The organism is Mucilaginibacter sp. 3215, assembly GCF_050433785.1.
Taxonomy (GTDB): Bacteria; Bacteroidota; Bacteroidia; order Sphingobacteriales; family Sphingobacteriaceae; genus Mucilaginibacter.
The window spans coordinates 311,457-329,750 of sequence record NZ_JBNPWO010000001.1; the positions used below are offsets into that span (position 1 = coordinate 311,457).

Sequence of the window (18,294 nt, forward strand, 5' to 3'; positions counted from 1 at the left end):
TCCCGACTAAAGCGATACCAAGTGTCAAAACCCTCTAAATTGAATTTTAGAGGGTTTTCTTTTTACAGATTCATGTTTACTTGCTTCCATTACTTGATCTTTTTTAACGGGGAGCAACCAGAGTCATTTCTTCGCTTACAAGCATATTTTGTCGCAATTCTCCCCTAAGTGGTCGTTTTTGCACGCTATCAAACCCTGAAACGAGTTCCATTTTTGTATTGATAATAAAATCAAACTTAAACGCCATGAAAAATTTACTCCATGCACTTAATGCTCTTAAATCAATACTGTTCATTGTAATTATGTTTGCAACATCCCGATCAAACGGACAACAAATAAAGCCTTCCAACAGTGGCTATGCGCCTGCGAACGGTATCAAAGTTTATTATGAGGTATATGGCGAGGGTAAGCCGCTCATTTTACTGCATGGCGCTTTTATGACAATTGACGGAAACTGGGCCGAATTGATCCTTGAACTATCAAAAAACAGGAAAGTAATTGCCATTGAATTACAGGGACACGGGCATACACCGTTTTCGGATAGAAAGTTATCATATGCTACCTTAGCAAATGATGTAGAAGGGGTGATGGATTACCTGAAAATTGAGAATGCCGACGTAGCAGGATATAGTATGGGTGGCTCTGTGGCTTACAAGTTCGCTATACAAGCCCCTAAACGGTTAAAAAAATTAGTGATCATTTCTTCTACTTATAAAAGTAGCGGCTGGCTGCCTGAAATAACCAATGCATTTAAATCCTGGAAGCCCGAACTTTTTATGAATACTCCTATGAAAGCCGCATACGATGCTATAGCCCCAGATAAAACAAAATGGTCAAAGTTTATAGAGCAGATGATCGCTTTCGCGCGGGAGCCGTTCGACTTTGGTGATGTAAATATCTCGAAAATTTCTGCGCCGGTATTGATCATAGCTGGTGATAACGATGGGCTGGACAAAATTGAATTGGCAAAAACATATAAATTATTAGGCGGCGGCGTTTCTGCTGATTTAGCGCCAATGCCAAAATCGCAATTGGCCATTGTCCCTTCGCAAGGACATGTAAGCCTGATGATGCAGACAACAACGGTGTTGACCTACTTGAGCAATTTTTTAAAGTAAGCTGATGCAAATGCATGCTAACAGAAAAGAGTTATCAGAATTTAGCTTTTTGATCAGGCAGCTTCTCTCGTAAGGATATTGTTCGCAAGTATTTGAAAGAGTAGTTCGAATGATCTTTTGAAGAAATGCTTTGAACTTCTTGCCGCTCAATCAACACTTTTTGCAATCAAATCTTCATCGTAATTGTTGTTGCCTAAAAAGGAGGAAGCATGCCCTGGTATAACGGAGATTACCCGCCATCTTACAAAAATCAACCTCCCAAATTGCGGGAAAAGGCGGTAGAAATTGCTAATGAAATTTTGAAGGAAAGCGGGGATGAGGGCCTGGCCATAGCCACAGGTTTAAAAAAGGCACGGGAATATTTTAAAGATCATCCCGAAGAAGCTGATGCTGACAACGATTAATTGTTCAGGAAGCTATTAAAACATCGCTGCGCTTTTAGGGGTTACTTTACCGATCCTTTTATCCGTGCGCGAAACAAGTTCGCACAGCTGTATTGCCGAACTCTCAAAATCATCGTGGCTGTCACTAAGCAGGAGCCAGGCTGTATCAAAGCCCTCGTCTAATACAAAATCAGTGATGGCCGGTATTTCCCTTTTGAGGCTGGAATGGTTTTCCCGCGTGGTAGAGATCCAAATACCGTTATGCTGCGGATTTTTACCAACCTTTCGGAAGATCAGCACAATTTTTTTATCGAAATAGATATAGAACATGCCTACCGCCGGCTTGATGATTATACCTGTCGGCAGGTAATCGAGCAGGAAGTCAAATGGCAGGGTTTTTTTCATAGTTTTTCAATGAATGTGCAATATAATGCACCCTGATGAAAATAAAGGGTTTTTCATCTGGTTTGGCAGACCGACGGTGAACGAACTCATGTCATAATATGCCGCTTAAATGTCACTAATGCACCTTGTCGGGCCATGAAAAACCAATTAGTTTTGAGGTAGTGAATAAGAAAAATCAGAACAGATTAGGATCTTGAGTTTTTATTCCCGATAAAGGCTGCAAGGTGAAGCCTTAACCGGCGGTGCTGTCTGTAAAAACAATTAACGCTTACAATTTTTAATTATATATCACCACTAAATCATTTATCTATGTTACCCATCAAACCACACATCTGGTTCGACCAGGATAAAGCCCGGGAAGCTGCCGAGTTCTATGCAACCTTAATGCCTGATTCGGCTTTAAACTATGTTAATCATTTCCCAATGCCCGGCGGAGAGTGCGAAATAGTTGAATTTACCTTTGCCGGCCAGTCATTCCTGGGCATTAGCGCCGGGAATGGGTTGAAGATCAGCCCCTCTATTTCTTTTATGATCAATTTTGATCCGTCGCGTGACTCGGATGCCGCAGGGCGTATTGACGAAGTTTGGAGCAAACTGTCAGAAAACGGGAAGATAATGATGCCACTCGACCGGTATCCTTTCAGCGAGCGCTACGGTTGGGTGAGCGATAAATATGGTGTGTCATGGCAACTGATACTGACCAATCCGGCAGGTGAAGAAAGACCGGTGATCGTTCCGTCGCTGATGTATACCGGCCAGGTGGCCGGTAAAGCGGATGAAGCCATCGATTTTTATTGCTCTGTGTTTAAAGACGGTAAACGCGGTATTACGGCGCCACGTCCGGAGGATATGGGCCCAGATAAAGCCGGCACGCTTATGTTTGCCGATTTTTATATCGACCAAACCTGGCTGGCAGCTATGGACAGCGCACATCCGCACGGTTTTAGTTTTAACGATGCTGTGTCACTATTGATCCCCTGTGAAACACAGGAAGAGATCGATTATTACTGGTCGGCGCTTTCGGTTGATGGCGAACCCGGTCAATGCGGATGGCTGAAGGACAAATATGGAGTGTCCTGGCAGGTTGCATCAACAGTTATGTTAAAAACACTGAAAAACGGCAGCCCCGACCAAATTGCACGCATTACGCAGGCTTTTATGACGATGAAGAAAGTTGACATCGCAACTCTGCAGCGGGCCTCTGATGGCCTGTGACCAGTGTCGGCGTGATGCCGCTATTACCTGTTAATTTACCGACTTGGCATATTCCACATCATTAGGTTCCTATAGTTCAATTTTATTGCCTTCAGGGTCCATCCAATGTACAAAGTTGCCATAACCGGCTTTCTCTACTGAATCGGTCGGCAGGATGCCGGCTGATTTAAGATTGGAATCATGAATTGGCGCATCTGCAGCTTCAGTATCGTGTGCTTTTTACTGTTGTTGTTTCCATAATCGTTTATTTTGAATATTGATCATCACTTACTTTCTCCAGCCAGGTAACCACATCGCCGTTAACAGCTTCCTGAATGGCTATATGACTCATAGCTTTACCCGGCGAGGCACCATGCCAGTGTTTCTCGTTTGGTTCAAACCAAACTACGTCACCCGGCCCTATATCTTCGATCGGCCCGCCTTCGCGTTGTACCCGGCCAAGGCCGGAGATAACAATAAGTGTTTGACCTGCCGGGTGAGTGTGCCAGGCTGTTCTGGCGCCAGGCTCAAAGGTTACCAAAGCCCCTGCGCCTTTGGTTGCTTCTTTTTTTGCAAATAGGGGATCTATACGCACCGCGCCCGTAAACCAGGCTTCCGGGCCCTTTACTGATGCTTGCATGCCGTTTTTAATAATTTCCATAACAAATAGACTAAGAGAGTTTATATGGTTTTGACATCAATGACATAATGTAGTGTATTTTGCAGCCATTATATTTTCCTGGCTTCGTTAACTTGTCGTGCTTTAATAACCTGTATTTGTGGGTAAATGTTATTATCTGTATAGTAATTAACTTTTTAAGTTTCCGATATGCTAATGCGCCATTGTTCTTCATGGTTCAATGGTTTTTAAAATTTTTGCCGGAATACCGCCGACAACAGTATTTGCCGGCACATCTTTGCTAACAACCGCACCCGCGGCAACAACGGCATTCTCTCCAACGGTTACACCCGGCAATATAGTAGCGCCAGCGCCAATCCAGGCGTTGCGCTTAATAATGATAGGTTTGCAAATCATACCCCGCCGGTTAACCGGGTTGAGTGGATGATTTTCAGTGATCAGGTTTACCTTAGGGCCGAGGAGCACATGATCTTCCAGCGTAATACCGCCCATGTCAAGAAACGAGCAGGCATGATTAATAAACACATGCTTGCCAATACTAATGAAACGGCCAAAGTTGGTATGGAACGGTGCGAACAAAGTGGTGCTTTTGTCTATTGTTGCGCCAATAATGTTGCTAAGCTGCTCGCGGACCTGCTCAACGGTGGTTGCTGCATTGAGTGCAGGCGACAACGCCAGAGTGCGGGCCACCACAGCATTTACCTTGTGAAATTCTGGGTCAGTAAGCGGAACAAATTCCCCTGCTTTCAACCGTTCGAAAATATCTTTCATAATAATGTTTTTATTTAACGCTATTGTATTCATTATCAGAAATATGTAGCCATATCGCAATGCCTTTTTCTATATTGAAATTGATTGCTATTTGCGTAAAGCTGTTTTGGAACGTAGTACCATGCCAGTGTAAGATGCCCGGCGAAATGGTGACCACATCACCTTTGTGTAGAAATTTTTGCGTCGTGGCACTTAGTGAAAACAGACTACCTGCACCTAAAATCATCAGCTGCAGTATGATGGAAGTTTTGTATCTGCCGATGTTTTTCATTTTGCAAAGTTAGTGCTGTTGCCAACTTTGCTGTTTAAGAAAATCAAACCAATGCTTATGAAAATCAAACTTCCATGGTGCGAAGCGAGGTTGGATTGGTGCCCGTCATACGTTTAAAATAATTGTTGAAGTAGCTGGGATATTCAAAGCCAAGTGCATAAGCAATGTCGGCTATGTTCCAGTCAGTATGTTGTAACAGTGCTTTTGCTTCGCTAATAATCCGCTCTGCAATGTGCGCAGATGTTGGCCTGCCGGTAACTTCCTTTACCATACGGTTGAGGTAATTTACGTGAAGGGCGAGGTTTTGGGCGTAGTCCTGGGCCGTCTTCAACTGCAACGGCTTATTTGGGCTTTCTACAGGAAATTGTCTTTCAAGCAATTCCATAAATACAGCAGCAACCCGGTAGGCAGCGTTTTTATGCTGATCAAAATTTTCAGAGGGCTGCATTTTCATCGCTTCATGCATGATCAGGTTGATGTAACTACATATCAGGTCGTCTTTATATACGTAACTACTGTTTTGCTCATCTATCATCTTCTGAAAGAGGATGTTCAGAGACGCTCTTTGCTGTTCGGTGATCTTTAATACCGGTGTGCCGCCGATCTTGAAAAAGGGTGATTGCTGCAGCATATCGGTACGTTCTGAAACGCACAGAAATTCTTCGGAAAAGAGACAGGTATAACCCACATAAGTGGTTGAGATAGTTTCCCAGGAATAAGGAATATGCGGATTGCCAAAAAACAAAACAGTGCCCTCCACTTCAAAGCTGCGGTCGGCATAGTGAATCTTGCTTTTGCCTGTTGTTAAGCAAATTTTGTAAAAGTCTTTTCTACTGTAAACCCGGACAGCCTGATCGTCTTCTTCTATCTGGAAAACATTGAAGCCTTTTAACCTGAGTTCATTGTTAAAGGGAGAAACCGATCGCGCTATTTTATTGTCCATGATGTAAAGTTATGAAACTCAAACTTTCAATTTCCAATTAAAAGGACAAGCGCTGACCTTTGATGTAATAGTATATCCTGTTCCCGAATTGTAAACAGGCGGTTCCGCTATATTAAGCAGCGCTGATCGATTTAAGCAAAATTACTCTCCCATATAACCTTTCACATTAAAGCTTACTTATTTTGTAAAGATTGCCATTGTCCGTAACACCGTATAATGCGCCGTCCTTGCCGGTAACAAGAGAACGCCAGCGTTCGCCCTTGTCTTTCAGCAGGCGTTCTTCCGCTACAATCTTATTGTCTTTGATAATAAGCCTGATGATATGTGATCCACCTAAGGCGCCTACAAATAGATTTCCTTTCCATTCGGGAATCAGGTTGCCTGTATAAAAGGTTATGCCGCACGGTGAAATACTTGGGTTCCAGTAATAGATGGGTTGGGCCATGCCTTCTTTTTGCTGTATGCCATCGCCAACTTTTACACCCCTGTATTCGATACCATAAGTAATAACCGGCCATCCATAGTTCTTTCCCGGCCGGATAATGTTAATTTCGTCACCTCCGCGCGGACCGAATTCCGATTCCCATAATTCGCCGGTATTTGGGTTCATCGTCATGCCTTCAGGGTTTCTTAAGCCATAAGCGTAAATTTCGGGCAAAGCGCCGGCTTTTTGCGCAAATGGTCCATCGGGTACCGGTTTCCCGTCACGAGTTATGTGCAATACTTTTCCGATTGCGGTATTCAGGTCCTGGGCCTTGACACGCATTTCATCATCCCCATGTTCGCCTGTGCTTACAAACAGGTTACCCTGTTTATCGAAAACGATTCGTGAGCCGAATTGCAGGTGACCGTTATAGGCGGGTTTAGCATGATAGATCACCTTTACGTTTTCGAGCCTACTGTAATCGGACGAAAGTACACCAGTGGCGACAGCCAACTGGAATCCCTCAGGAACTTTTTCGGAGTATGACCAAAATAACGTCCGGTCTTTTACAAAAGAAACGTCAAAATTAACATCTAACAAACCTCCCTGGCCACCCACTGCTACTGCCGGCAAACCTTGAATATTCTTGTCCAAACCGCCATCAGCCCTTAATATCCGCATGTTACCGCCTTTTTCTGTAATTAAAAAGCGCCCGTCGGGCAAACAGCGTAAAGCAAAGGGCTGTTTCAGCTCACGATTGATCACGTTTACACTGAGTTTGGTTTTAGTTTGTGCGCCGGGGGCTCTTGTCTGACCCGGAAAAGCAGGCTTGTAGTCGGCCGTTGGTGATTGCGTTTCAACGGGCGGCAGTGACTGGGCAACAGCCCGCGCAATATCAATAAAAAAGCAAAGTGAAGCAATTGCACAGGTAATTAACAAGGGTTTGATTGGTTTTGACATGGGTAATATGTATTTGTTGTGAAGATAAATAATATGCAGGCAAATGTTAAAATGTGTTGAGCAAATAAATCTGCTTGCTCCGGTAATATTAACAGGCCATCAGGTTGTAACAGAGCCCAAGGACAATGATTTATTATCAGTACATATAAAGAGCGTTGCGATGTTTGAGATATCTCCCTCCGGCCGATATGAAATTGGCTGGTTAGTGTCTACAGCTTAGAATTTAAGTGCCCGCGGTATTTTACACCGGCATTTAAAAAGGTAAACGGCCAAGCACGTCAGGAATATAGAACATTGAATTGAGAAATGGCCGGGTCGGTTCACCCTGGCGCCAGATTTAACCTGCAATAGATTTAAAGAAAAATAACTATTTTATTTACACTGGTATTCCTGGTAGAAATATTAAATTTAATTATTAATTCCCGATCTCAAGCCTAACTTAAACTCTTCAATATGATAGCGATAACAATCAATGGGAAACAGCAGGAGGTTGCCGCTGACCCGGACATGCCTTTACTGTGGGTTATTCGTGACCTTTTAGGCCTTACCGGCACCAAATTCGGTTGCGGCGTGGCGCAGTGCGGAGCATGTACTGTACACCTGAACGGCGAAGCTGTACGGTCATGCGTAACAAAGGTGAGCCGTGCGGCAGGGCAGCGGGTTACTACAATTGAAGGACTGTCTAAATTAAATGACCACCCTTTGCAAATTGCCTGGGCCGAATTCGATGTTCCGCAATGTGGTTACTGCCAGTCGGGCCAACTCATGTCGGCAGCTGTTTTACTGCGGGAAAACCCCAATCCAACAGATCAGGATATTGACGATGCGATGTCGGGTAATATTTGCCGTTGCGGTACATATCCCCGCATCCGGTCGGCTATACACAAAGCGGCAGAATTGCAGCGGGAAGGAGCAAAATCATGAACAGGCGTAACTTTATACAATCAGGTGTATTATTGAGTGGTGGCTTGCTCATCTCATTTACTATTCCAAAGGCCAATAAACTGGCTGCCCTTGCAGATACGGCTGATTTAAATGTGTTTGCCCCGAATGCATTTTTAAATATAGGTACAGACAATAGCATTTCGGTATATCTGAGCCACGTGGAAATGGGGCAGGGGATCTGGACTACACTGCCCATGCTTATCGCGGATGAGCTTGATGTGGATCTGAAAAAAATCAATATTAAACATGGCGGTGCCGATAAGACGTTTAACCATGTTATTTACGGTGCCCAAATTACCGGCGGGTCAAGTACCACCTGGTCTGAGTTTGACAGGTATCGTAATGCCGGCGCAACCGCGCGGACGCTCTTGCTTCAAACAGCCGCTACCCGTTCGGGGACTGCTGTTGAAAGCTGCAAAACGGAAGATGGGTTTGTTATTGCCGGGAGCAAAAGATACACTTATGGAGAGTTAGCTAACGATGCCGCAAAGTTACCTGTACCAGCAAAGGTTCCGCTGCGTTCATCTACCGACTGGAGGTATATAGGCAAAGGAAGCAAAAGGATGGATGCGCGAGTAAAGACTGATGGTAGCGCAAAATTTGGCATGGATATCCAGTTTCCCGGGTTACTTACCGCTGTTGTTGCACATGCACCTGTTTTTGGTGGTAAAGTTAAATCGTTTGATGCCGGTAAGGCGAAAACAATTCCCGGCGTAAGGGAGGTTGTACAAATTCCGACGGGTGTGGCTGTTATTGCCGACCACTTCTGGGCGGCACAACAGGGACGGAAGGCCTTACAAATAACCTGGGACCATGGTGCCGGCGTGCAGTTAAACACCGGTGCGCAAACTGCGGCTTACCGAAAACTGGCTGCCTCGGATGGCCTCCTGGTTCAGGAAAAAGGCGATGTTAAAGCAGCGTTTCCAAAAGCGGTAAATACCATTTCGGCAGAATATGTTTTTCCTTACCTGGCCCACGCACCTATGGAACCACTGAATTGCACAGTAAAGATTGAAAATGACAGCTGCGAGATATGGACGGGTACACAGTTACCAGGCGGGGAACAGACCGCTGCAGCAAAAATTCTTGGATTTAAGCCGGAGCAGGTAAAAGTAAATATACCATTCCTTGGGGGAGGCTTTGGCAGGCGTGCTACACCTGCCTGCGATTTTGTTTCGGAGGCAGTTCATATTGCGAAAGCAAGCGGTAGGCCGGTAAAAATGGTATGGACACGGGAAGATGATATGAAGAGCGGCTTTTACCGGCCTTTTTATGTCCATAATGTAAAGATTGGCGTTGATAAGGGCGGTCTTCCCATTGCCTGGAACCATAATATTGCAGGTCAGTCAATTATGGCGGATGCGGCAGTGCTTTTCGGTCCGCCTCCGGCAATAGATGATACAACGGTGGAAGGCGTAAAAGGATCACCATATCTGGACGAGATACCCAATCATTTTGTAGGCCTTCACACCACCAAAGAAGTAGTGCCTGTTTTGTGGTACCGGTCTGTAGGTGGTACGCATACTGCATTTGTAATGGAAACGCTTATAGACCAGCTTGCCCACAATGCAGGTATCGACCCTGTGGAGTACCGCCGCGGGTTATTTAAAAATCATTCGAGGCACCTGGCTGCTCTTAATCTTGTGGCTGAAAAAGGCAATTGGAACCGAACGCTGTTACCAGGGCGGTTTAAAGGCATGGCGGTACATGAGGCTTTTGGCAGCGTCGTAGCTATTATAGCCGAAGTAAGCGTTGATAAAGGAGTTACGAAGGTACATCAGGTAGACTGTGCAATTGAGTGCGGCCTGGCCGTGAATCCCGACGGTGTAAAAGCCCAAATGGAAAGCGGGATAATTTTCAGTATCTCGATGGCAATGTACGGCGAGCTGACGTTCGTTAATGGAGAAGTACAACAAAATAATTTTTATGATTACCGGATCACCCGGATGTATGAAGCACCGCGGATCAATGTTTACATTGTGGACAGCAAGGAAAAAATGGGAGGCGCCGGAGAATGTGCAGTTCCGCCAACAGCACCGGCTGTAGCTAATGCAATTTTTGCAGCAACCGGAAAACGGATTTACAATTTACCTATCGTTAACAACCGACTCGAAAAACAGGCATGAAAAAACTAATAATCACCATGATCGTTTTGTTTATGTCAAGCGCGGTCATATTATCGTTCAAAGAGGAAAAATCAACATTTAATTATGCGGCACTGCCCAAAGATAGCGTAGCTTCTGTTGCAGCTTTTAAACAGGTTTACACTGTATTAATGAGCGCCCGCTGTATGAATTGTCATCCTTCAGGTGATATACCGCTGCAGGGTGAAGATAATCACTTGCACGCCATGTTTCCCAAACGAGGGGTGGACGGTAAGGGTGTTTATGCCATGAAATGCGCCAATTGCCATCAGTCAACAAATACCCCGGGCTTGCACACGCCTCCGGGCAATCCCAACTGGCATCTGCCACCTGCCGATATGAAAATGGTTTTCCAGGGCAGGACGCCCCGTCAGTTGGCAAAGCAAATCATTGATCCCAAGCAAAATGGGCATAAGGACATGCAGAAGCTCATTGCACATGCAGATGATGGACTGGTGCTTTCGGCCTGGAAACCGGGAGAAGGCCGTAAGCTTCCGCCAATGAGCCATGCGGCATTCAAGAAAGCCTGGCTTACCTGGCTAAAAACCGGTGCGTATGCCCCGGCTAAATAAAGTGTGACAAAGCCGGGATCATTAAAGACGGAGGAAGCGGGGTTTTTAATAGCTCAGCTATCTAAGTTGTTGATTTATAATGCTGCTTATTTAAATGCAGTTTGAGTTAATAATAATGCGCAGGCCAAAGCTTCATCCTGGTTATCGAAATTGCCGGCAAACCTCCTGCAATAGTCATCAGATATAAAAAGTTTAAGCTATTTATAAGACAAAAAAAAGCCCGATACATTTGGTACCAGGCGCTGTTAGTTAATTGTTTGATATTTTATTTATTAATTGCTACTGACCGTTTTATTATCAAGCTGACTTAGGGATGCGGTACTAACGGTATTAAGCATCCCGTTTATAATGCGCTGATTGATGTACGCCGAAAACTTTAAAGCTCCTTTGAAATTCAAATGCCCAAAATCGGCAAAGTCATCATTTTTTAGCGGAAAGTTATTGAAGTCCAGGAATTTTATATCGCTAAAGTAACGCTCCCGGATCAGCGAAAATTCGGCCTCATTATTTCTGTATTCATACAAAGGATGTTGCGGGCTCCTGATCAGGAAGACACTTTTATGCATGCTATTGCAATAATTTATTATTTTCCTGAGATATTGAATATTGGTTGTTGAGATTGCACTTTTATTTGATGGTGTTTTAATATTTTTACCCGCCGGATTATTTGAAGGTAAAAGCATGGAACCTTCTATTTTGAAATATCCTCCTGTTTTTCCTGTATAATCGTAATTAAATGAAAGCGCTTTAATAAAATTGGTACGTGCAGCTATGCCTACACAATTCATAAAATATTTTGAATTGTGCTTAGCCAGCAATTCAAAATCGGCCGGACTCATAAAAGAGGCATATTGCGGAAACATGTTTGACATGTAGGTATATCCCCATGTCCAGTCATCCATTTTTGTGTCAATCTGGTTATTTGAAAATTCTATAAGTACAGTGGTTATCTGAGGGTTTTGCGACAGGTATTTTTTAACCTTCTGAAAGGTGTAAAAATAAGATTCGGCAGAATGCGACAGATTGGTTAGCTTGGGTATTAGGGTATCATTGTAGGCACATTCTGAATGCGAATGACCAAAAAGTGCAATAGTATTGTCTTTTTTTACACTAAACTTTGAAAATTTATTTACCATATAACCCGGGATGAGCGCAATAGCTAAAATGAGCAGGCAGCTCATTAAAACAAATGATATGGTTTTTATTAAAAAGCGGTGCATTGCTTAAAATTGAAAGTAAATAAACTGCTGCTCTTTTCCTGTAAATAAAAAAATCACCACAACCAATGTATAGTAAAAGGTCAATCTGTACCCTCTTTTTCTTAACCAACTTAACTTCTCAATGGCATATTGGTTTTCCCGCCCCTGCCACTCAACTATTATAAAACATAGGATAAGAATGATCACTTCAAGCAATTGTGCTTTGTTAACATCTAATTGAGGTATGGAAAAAAGCGATCGCGAAAAAATCCGGCCAATATATTTAAATGCTTGTGTAACACTATCAGCCCTAAAAAAGATCCATGCAAAAATTACCTGCAGAAATGTGGCTATCATTTGCATGACTTCGGTGAAAGTTGGCATAGCTTTACCTTTGGCTGCTATCTCGAGGTGGTTTCTGTTTGTTTTTAAAAGGATAGAAGGGAGAATGAATAAAGCATTTAGAAGACCCCAGATGATGAAGGTCCAGTTGGCGCCGTGCCAAAAACCGCTAACCAAGAAAATGATTAATGTGTTTCTTACTTTGAGCCAGGTGCCTGTTTTGCTGCCCCCAAGAGGTATGTATAAGTAATCTCTAAACCATGACGATAGTGAGATATGCCATCTGCGCCAAAACTCGGCCATATCTCTTGAAAAGTATGGGAATGCAAAATTTCTCAGCAGTTCAAATCCAAAAAGTTTTGCTATGCCTAATGCCATATCAGAATAGCCCGAGAAATCGCAATAGATTTGGAATGCAAAAAATATGGCGCCTAAAACCAGGGTACTGCCTGAATAGTGTGAACTATTTGCAAATATCATGTTGGCATAGTCGGCACATTGATCGGCAATTACAGCTTTTTTAAACAGGCCCCATAGAATTTGCCTCAGGCCATTAATTGCGTCCTGGTAGTTAAATTCTCTCTTTGTTTTTACCTGGGGCAAAAGGTGTGTTGCCCGTTCGATAGGGCCCGCCACTAAAAGCGGAAAAAAACTTACAAACAATGAATAGTCGATGAAGTTCCGTTCGGCTTTAATACGGTTTTTATAAACATCAATTACATATGATAAACCGTGAAATGTATAAAAAGAGATACCGACAGGCAGGATTACATTTAGGGTAAACGGGCTTAAATGGATCCCGATACTGGCGCATATGCTGGCAAGCGATGCTGCAAAGAAGTTGTAGTATTTAAAAACACCCAGAAAGCCCAGGTTTACAGATACGCTTAACCAAAGCCAAAAGGTTTTTAGGCTTGGTGTTTTTGCCTGGTACATTTTTAGCCCGGTAAAATAATCTAAAAGGGTCGAAAAAATTAACAGTAAAAGAAACCGCCAGTCCCAGCAAGCGTAAAAAAAATAGCTTGCAGCGAGCAGCAACAAATTTTGCTGTTGCATTTTTCGGTTAAGTACAAACCAATAAAGCACAAAAACCACAATCAGAAATATTCCGAACCCAAAGGAATTAAAAAGCATGATGGTGAATTTTAAAAAATAGCCATAGTGGCCGACTTAGGGATATTCAGTATGTACAGGCTGGGAAATAGGTAGATGTAGATGTATAACAAAAGGCAACAAAAATTGATCGCTGTTTTGCAGCAACCAACTTATAACTGTATAAAAAAAGTAAGTAAGGGTCTTTTGTCAATATAATAATTTTGTGATATCTGGAAGCTGTCAATCTGCCTTTAGCGTGTTTTCGTTGCGCAACGCTTCATTGAATTTTTCAAGCAATTTTATATACTTGTCCATCCAATAATATATGGCATCAAGCGGAGCGTCTTTTGCTTCATGGGTTTCGATATCCTTTTCGGCATTCGGCGAATTAAATCTCAAAGCAAATTCGTTGGGAAATTCCTTTGAAAAATCATGTTCGATAACGATTCCGATCTGACAAATTATATCAAAGCTAAGCCTTTTGGTATTAAACCAATTGTATAACGTTCTGCGGCTTACGTTGAGCTTCCGGGCGATTTCACTTATCCCCATATGGTCACGTCTAACAATTCGCTCTACAATTTTGCCAAAATGTAAATCTTGAGTGTCATTAATACCAATAGATCTTTGATCGTTATTGATATATGAGCTAACAGGGTAATAAACTTTGCTGTGCATAAGATTAGATTCGATTAGGTGTCAATTTTTAGTTGGTTAGCATAATTAAATTTAGGTTATAATAAACTGCAAATTACTTATAGATATTTATGATCATAAATATCGGGTCTCGGATTTTTCTGAATCATGATTTAAGTTTAGGTTATTCATTTGTTTGGTATTTAATGCTTCACATTCGTTTATCAATAAACAAGCAATGACCTTGTTGATAATTCGTATCATCGTTTGTGAATTAAATTTATGTATACTTCCTATCTTAATTCAACCTATAAAAGGCCAAATTATACCTGTAGAAGGCGTTAATGCACACTAATTAGGAATAGTAAAAATGGCTCTGCACGTTTTTGGGGCCGATATTTGCCAGGTTTTGTGAGTGGTAGTTAAGTTATTAAACTGTTATCCATCCAATGAAGTGTTATTTTAGTTAATTTTACTAAAGGTGTAATTTTTTTCAAAATAAGATAAATTTAACACATAGCGCTATTGCAAACGCATATATTCGTAAAATATTGGCGAATTATCATTTTTTTTATCTTCCGCTTGGAGATCAGTACGATAAAATATTTTTCTAAACAGCTCAGTCCGTTAAAAAATTGGCCGTTTTAAACGGTGAAAGAGGAGTAATATCCAGAAGTATTCCTGATAGCTTTTTACACTTATTATTTTGAAATTCAGGATAACCAATAATTCTTATCTTTCTTGAATTACCTTTGGCGGTTATCATATCAACTTCAATATCAAAAGAGTTTCCGTATTTTAACGCGTCTTTTAAAGCTTTTTTACTAAGTCTCTCGCTTTTGCCTTGTTTAAAAAGTTTCCATATCGTTTTTATATCAGGTACGAAGTACTCAGGTACTTCAAGGATACTTTTTATAACGTTATCCCATTGCATGGTATGGGTAAGCAGATCTCGTGTCCAGGTACCTATTTTTGACAAGGTAGCGGCTCTTTTTAGAAGCTTCTCGGCCTGTTTGTTTTCTTTCTCTATGGCTTTAATTTGGGAGATATCTTCGGTATGGATAAATAGTCCGCCTGTTTCTCCCGAAGTTGTAAACCAAGGTTGAATATTCCACTTTAACCAAACGCGGGTGCCATCATTCTTTTTTAAGAGCAGGCCATCATATTGATATATATTACCTTTTAAGCAATGATTATGGAGCTTTTCGCATTTCTTTTTTGTATCTGGTAAAACTTCATATATACTTTTTCCAATAAAACCTGTGTTTTCAAGTTTGTATTCGGCAACCCATTTTTTTGAAGCAGCAATAAATTGCATCTGGTTATTGAACATGGCAATAGCAATAGGGGCCTGTTCTATAAGCATTTTATTATGAGTATTATTTTCTTTTTGTGTTTCGATGAGCTCACCATCGGATGATTTTTCTTCTAAATATCGATGATAACATGCCGAAAAATTTGACGGATTGGAAAAATTAAGCATCACCGCCATTTGGTTTTTATTGCAGCGCTTTTCCCTGATATATCTGTCTGCAATTTCCATTTGCAGATACCGGTAATAGGAAAATATCGTTCTGCCGAAACTCAGCTTAAAATCTCTTTTTAATTTTGACTCAGATACAAAATGTTTTTTTGAAAGTGCAGAGATACTCGGAAATCCGATAAACAGGTTCTCATTTAGTGTTTTTGCAACATTTTCAAGGAGCTGGTGGTTTTGAGTTACAAACTCCGGTAGTTTTTCTACTCCTGTTTTATTATTATCGTGGGATTTATTATTTAGCGGGCTAATGTCTGCCATATGTGCATAAAATCCCTTTATTTCACCTTCAACATAGTTGGGATGATAAGTTACCCGCACGTTTTTAGCTTTGCCCGAATACAAATGAATTACCTGGTCAAAAACCTGTATTTTACCGCCTAACACACCATTAATATAAGGAAGCTGCGCTTCAAATAATGTTCCCAAAATTTCTGAAAGATGTGATTTATTGATCATATGCTCCGGGGTTATCCCAAACCAATCGGCCGTAGCTTTATTGGCATAGCGGCAAATCAGGTTTTTATCCCAATAAGCCAGCATGGCTTCAGTATGCTCCGTCACGTTGAACGCTATCTCAAAAAAATCAGAATTCGGATCAAAGGACATTAGATTTCCTCTTTAAAAAATAACAATCATCAGCTTTACCCATCGTAATGCGAATGGGATATTAGGTTTTAATTTGCTTAAATCTGCAAATTATTATTGAAAACCTATAAGATAAATCATATAAATTAAAAAAAAGCTTAGTTCACCATTTGTTTGTCAATCAATTTTATGTCGAGCTTTTCATATTGAGAATTATTGCTGATGTAATCGGGCAATATGGTTTTCATTTTCGATACCATCAAATCAACTTCATTATGCAGGTTGAGCTCCAAAAGGTCCTTTATTAAATTATTGATCTTAGCATAACTAACCGGGATATTTTTGGAGATTTTGATGTCTTTGTTATAAGTAGGTATTACCTCTTCTTCCGCATTTAACAACTCTTCGTATAGTTTTTCGCCAGGCCGCAAGCCGGTATAAACAATCTGGATATCTTTTCCCGGAACAAGACCAGCCATTTTTATCATATTCGCCGCCAAATCGGCAATTTTTACAGGCTCGCCCATGTCAAACAAAAATATTTCGCCCCCATTGCCCATTACGGCTGCTTCAAGTACCAGTTGTACAGCTTCGGGTATAGTCATAAAGTACCTTGTGATATCCGGATGGGTAACGGTAACGGGCCCGCCTTTTTCAATTTGTGCTTTAAAGCGAGGGATCACGGAGCCGTTTGACCCAAGGACATTGCCAAAGCGGGTTGTTATAAACCTGGTTTGGTTGCCTTTTGACGGATCAGAGTTAAAAAAATGCTCTTCAAATAACACGTTATTTAACGATTGAATATACATTTCGGCTATCCGTTTTGAGGCACCCATGATGTTTGTTGGACGCACCGCTTTATCTGTTGATATCATTACAAATTTTTCGACATTAAATTCTATTGAAATATCTGCCAGGATTTTTGTGCCCCATACGTTTGTTAAAATAGCTTCAGTTGGATTATTTTCCATCATCGGTACGTGCTTGTAAGCTGCCGCATGAAATACTATTTGAGGCCTATATAAATTAAATAGTGTTTTTATACGACCGGAATTTTGGATATCGGCAATAAAGATCCTGGTGCGGTTACCGTACAAGCCGTCTTCAATTTCCATTTGAATATCATGCAACGGGGTTTCGGCCCTGTCACATAATACAACAAATTCGGGACTATACATTAACACTTGCCTTACCAGCTCAGAACCTATTGAACCAGCAGCACCCGTGATCAAAATCCTTTTACCTTTAATGTCATCCAAAATATGTTCATTGCAGATTTTTATGGGTTTTCGCTCCAACAGGTCTTCTATTTTTAAGTCTTTAAACTGATTTGGGTTTGGCTTGCCATTGATCCACTGGTCTGATGACGGCACAACAATTACTTTTATGCCAAGTTCAATGCATTTCTCAACAGCCTTTCTTTTTCCATCGATTTTTATATCCTCGGATGTTATCAGCATTGACTTTATATCGTAGCGTTTTTTTAGCATATCAATTGATTTGATAGGATAAACCTGCTTTTGCTCAATGCATTTTGATATTCTGTCAACCCCGGTGTCGATAAAGCCCTGAACATTGAGTATAAATCCTTTTTGTGCTTCAAGGGCATTTTTAATTAGTATGGAAGGTTCGTTGGAGCCGTAGATCAGTACATTTTCTTTTTCAACTTTATAACTTGTTGCCTCAATGTATTTAAAAACATCCTTGATTATAATACGCATACACATAAGCATAGACGAAGTGATAAAGAAATTGATCAGCAGCACATCCATCAATCCGGTGACATCGATTTTAAGATAGAAAGCGAAGAACACATGATAAAACAGCAGAAACGTAACATTACTTGCCAGTACGGTTATTAAAATCCGCATCATATCGCGTGTGTTGGAATACCTGATAATACATGTATGTATTTTCATTATCATAAAAACCAGCACCGCATTGCTGCAATAAAAGAGCATATAATAAAGACTGATGGGATCAAACTGAAGCCGGTTTTTAAAGTATAGTGATGTCCATAATGATAACAAAACTACCATCAGGTCAATTACCAGGATTAGCCATCTTGAATGAAACTTATCCTGGAATAACAAATTTTTGAGGTATATCATAACTGGTTTATTTAGG

At 41.4% G+C, this 18,294-nt stretch carries 17 protein-coding genes; 6 read left to right on the forward strand and 11 right to left on the reverse strand.

What is annotated here, in order from left to right; genetic code table 11:
• The first annotated feature begins 245 nt into the window (after positions 1-245).
• On the forward strand, positions 246-1,118 hold the full coding sequence (locus tag ABIC84_RS01470) for an alpha/beta fold hydrolase (RefSeq protein WP_429262457.1): 873 nt from the start codon (positions 246-248) through the stop codon (positions 1,116-1,118).
• Between the two features lie 209 nt (positions 1,119-1,327).
• Positions 1,328-1,522, forward strand: coding sequence for a hypothetical protein (locus tag ABIC84_RS01475; RefSeq protein WP_091162486.1), 195 nt, complete (start codon positions 1,328-1,330; stop codon positions 1,520-1,522).
• Positions 1,523-1,537: 15 nt separating this feature from the next.
• On the opposite strand, the gene ABIC84_RS01480 is transcribed toward ABIC84_RS01475, so the two are convergent.
• The gene (locus ABIC84_RS01480; protein ID WP_429262458.1) at positions 1,538-1,906 is read right to left on the reverse strand and encodes a hypothetical protein; all 369 of its coding nucleotides are present in this window, start codon (positions 1,904-1,906) and stop codon (positions 1,538-1,540) included.
• A 309-nt stretch (positions 1,907-2,215) separates the two neighbouring features.
• On the opposite strand from ABIC84_RS01480, the gene ABIC84_RS01485 reads away from it, so the two are divergent.
• Positions 2,216-3,121, forward strand: coding sequence for a VOC family protein (locus ABIC84_RS01485; RefSeq protein WP_429262459.1), 906 nt, complete (start codon positions 2,216-2,218; stop codon positions 3,119-3,121).
• A 244-nt stretch (positions 3,122-3,365) separates the two neighbouring features.
• Here ABIC84_RS01485 and ABIC84_RS01490 read toward each other — a convergent pair whose 3' ends face one another.
• From ABIC84_RS01490 to ABIC84_RS01510, 5 genes are all read right to left on the reverse strand, one after another.
• Positions 3,366-3,761 carry a (R)-mandelonitrile lyase gene (locus ABIC84_RS01490; RefSeq protein ID WP_429262460.1) on the reverse strand — a complete coding sequence of 132 codons (396 nt, stop codon included), beginning with the start codon at positions 3,759-3,761 and terminating at the stop codon, positions 3,366-3,368.
• A 189-nt stretch (positions 3,762-3,950) separates the two neighbouring features.
• Positions 3,951-4,511 (reverse strand): DapH/DapD/GlmU-related protein, encoded by a 561-nt coding sequence (locus ABIC84_RS01495; RefSeq protein ID WP_429262461.1) that lies wholly within the window; start codon positions 4,509-4,511, stop codon positions 3,951-3,953.
• Positions 4,512-4,521: 10 nt separating this feature from the next.
• A complete protein-coding gene (locus tag ABIC84_RS01500; RefSeq protein WP_426586630.1) occupies positions 4,522-4,782 on the reverse strand; it encodes a hypothetical protein in 261 nt (86 codons plus the stop codon).
• Positions 4,783-4,846: 64 nt separating this feature from the next.
• A complete protein-coding gene (locus ABIC84_RS01505) occupies positions 4,847-5,725 on the reverse strand; it encodes a helix-turn-helix domain-containing protein (protein WP_429262462.1) in 879 nt (292 codons plus the stop codon).
• 166 nt (positions 5,726-5,891) lie between these two features.
• Positions 5,892-7,109, reverse strand: coding sequence for a PQQ-dependent sugar dehydrogenase (locus ABIC84_RS01510; RefSeq protein ID WP_429262463.1), 1,218 nt, complete (start codon positions 7,107-7,109; stop codon positions 5,892-5,894).
• A gap of 453 nt (positions 7,110-7,562) precedes the next feature.
• Here ABIC84_RS01510 and ABIC84_RS01515 point away from each other — a divergent pair, with 453 nt between their 5' ends.
• From ABIC84_RS01515 to ABIC84_RS01525, 3 genes are read left to right on the forward strand one after another with little or no spacing between them, the layout of a single operon-like run.
• Positions 7,563-8,033: a (2Fe-2S)-binding protein gene (locus tag ABIC84_RS01515; RefSeq protein WP_429262464.1), complete on the forward strand. Its 471-nt coding sequence runs from the start codon at positions 7,563-7,565 to the stop codon at positions 8,031-8,033.
• Entirely contained in the window at positions 8,030-10,180 is a 2,151-nt protein-coding gene (locus ABIC84_RS01520) for a molybdopterin cofactor-binding domain-containing protein (protein WP_429262465.1), read from the forward strand. Before ABIC84_RS01515 ends, ABIC84_RS01520 begins: the two co-directional genes overlap by 4 nt.
• Entirely contained in the window at positions 10,177-10,770 is a 594-nt protein-coding gene (locus ABIC84_RS01525) for a hypothetical protein (RefSeq protein ID WP_429262466.1), read from the forward strand. The genes ABIC84_RS01520 and ABIC84_RS01525 overlap by 4 nt, the downstream gene beginning before the upstream one ends.
• A 272-nt stretch (positions 10,771-11,042) precedes the next feature.
• On the opposite strand, the gene ABIC84_RS01530 is transcribed toward ABIC84_RS01525, so the two are convergent.
• The 5 genes from ABIC84_RS01530 to ABIC84_RS01550 all read right to left on the reverse strand — a co-directional run bounded on the left by ABIC84_RS01530 (position 11,043) and on the right by ABIC84_RS01550 (position 18,278).
• Positions 11,043-11,990 carry a hypothetical protein gene (locus ABIC84_RS01530; protein WP_429262467.1) on the reverse strand — a complete coding sequence of 316 codons (948 nt, stop codon included), beginning with the start codon at positions 11,988-11,990 and terminating at the stop codon, positions 11,043-11,045.
• Between the two features lie 3 nt (positions 11,991-11,993).
• The gene (locus ABIC84_RS01535; protein WP_429262468.1) at positions 11,994-13,367 is read right to left on the reverse strand and encodes an MBOAT family O-acyltransferase; all 1,374 of its coding nucleotides are present in this window, start codon (positions 13,365-13,367) and stop codon (positions 11,994-11,996) included.
• 279 nt (positions 13,368-13,646) lie between these two features.
• A complete protein-coding gene (locus tag ABIC84_RS01540; RefSeq protein WP_426586646.1) occupies positions 13,647-14,084 on the reverse strand; it encodes a helix-turn-helix domain-containing protein in 438 nt (145 codons plus the stop codon).
• Positions 14,085-14,661: 577 nt separating this feature from the next.
• Positions 14,662-16,188: a PAS domain-containing protein gene (locus tag ABIC84_RS01545; protein ID WP_429262469.1), complete on the reverse strand. Its 1,527-nt coding sequence runs from the start codon at positions 16,186-16,188 to the stop codon at positions 14,662-14,664.
• A gap of 137 nt (positions 16,189-16,325) precedes the next feature.
• Positions 16,326-18,278 (reverse strand): polysaccharide biosynthesis protein, encoded by a 1,953-nt coding sequence (locus tag ABIC84_RS01550; protein ID WP_426586650.1) that lies wholly within the window; start codon positions 18,276-18,278, stop codon positions 16,326-16,328.
• Positions 18,279-18,294 lie beyond the last annotated feature (16 nt).

What these genes read in the sequence shown, in the direction of transcription:
- ABIC84_RS01495 (WP_429262461.1), bottom strand. Translation starts at nt 4,511, where the DNA reads ATGAAAGATATTTTCGAACGGTTGAAAGCAGGGGAATTTGTTCCGCTT.
- ABIC84_RS01480 (WP_429262458.1), bottom strand. Translation starts at nt 1,906, where the DNA reads ATGAAAAAAACCCTGCCATTTGACTTCCTGCTCGATTACCTGCCGACA.
- ABIC84_RS01550 (WP_426586650.1), bottom strand. Translation starts at nt 18,278, where the DNA reads ATGATATACCTCAAAAATTTGTTATTCCAGGATAAGTTTCATTCAAGA.
- ABIC84_RS01485 (WP_429262459.1), top strand. Translation starts at nt 2,216, where the DNA reads ATGTTACCCATCAAACCACACATCTGGTTCGACCAGGATAAAGCCCGG.
- ABIC84_RS01545 (WP_429262469.1), bottom strand. Translation starts at nt 16,188, where the DNA reads ATGTCCTTTGATCCGAATTCTGATTTTTTTGAGATAGCGTTCAACGTG.
- ABIC84_RS01540 (WP_426586646.1), bottom strand. Translation starts at nt 14,084, where the DNA reads ATGCACAGCAAAGTTTATTACCCTGTTAGCTCATATATCAATAACGAT.
- ABIC84_RS01490 (WP_429262460.1), bottom strand. Translation starts at nt 3,761, where the DNA reads ATGGAAATTATTAAAAACGGCATGCAAGCATCAGTAAAGGGCCCGGAA.
- ABIC84_RS01500 (WP_426586630.1), bottom strand. Translation starts at nt 4,782, where the DNA reads ATGAAAAACATCGGCAGATACAAAACTTCCATCATACTGCAGCTGATG.
- ABIC84_RS01475 (WP_091162486.1), top strand. Translation starts at nt 1,328, where the DNA reads ATGCCCTGGTATAACGGAGATTACCCGCCATCTTACAAAAATCAACCT.
- ABIC84_RS01515 (WP_429262464.1), top strand. Translation starts at nt 7,563, where the DNA reads ATGATAGCGATAACAATCAATGGGAAACAGCAGGAGGTTGCCGCTGAC.
- ABIC84_RS01530 (WP_429262467.1), bottom strand. Translation starts at nt 11,990, where the DNA reads ATGCACCGCTTTTTAATAAAAACCATATCATTTGTTTTAATGAGCTGC.
- ABIC84_RS01510 (WP_429262463.1), bottom strand. Translation starts at nt 7,109, where the DNA reads ATGTCAAAACCAATCAAACCCTTGTTAATTACCTGTGCAATTGCTTCA.
- ABIC84_RS01470 (WP_429262457.1), top strand. Translation starts at nt 246, where the DNA reads ATGAAAAATTTACTCCATGCACTTAATGCTCTTAAATCAATACTGTTC.
- ABIC84_RS01525 (WP_429262466.1), top strand. Translation starts at nt 10,177, where the DNA reads ATGAAAAAACTAATAATCACCATGATCGTTTTGTTTATGTCAAGCGCG.
- ABIC84_RS01520 (WP_429262465.1), top strand. Translation starts at nt 8,030, where the DNA reads ATGAACAGGCGTAACTTTATACAATCAGGTGTATTATTGAGTGGTGGC.
- ABIC84_RS01505 (WP_429262462.1), bottom strand. Translation starts at nt 5,725, where the DNA reads ATGGACAATAAAATAGCGCGATCGGTTTCTCCCTTTAACAATGAACTC.
- ABIC84_RS01535 (WP_429262468.1), bottom strand. Translation starts at nt 13,367, where the DNA reads ATGCAACAGCAAAATTTGTTGCTGCTCGCTGCAAGCTATTTTTTTTAC.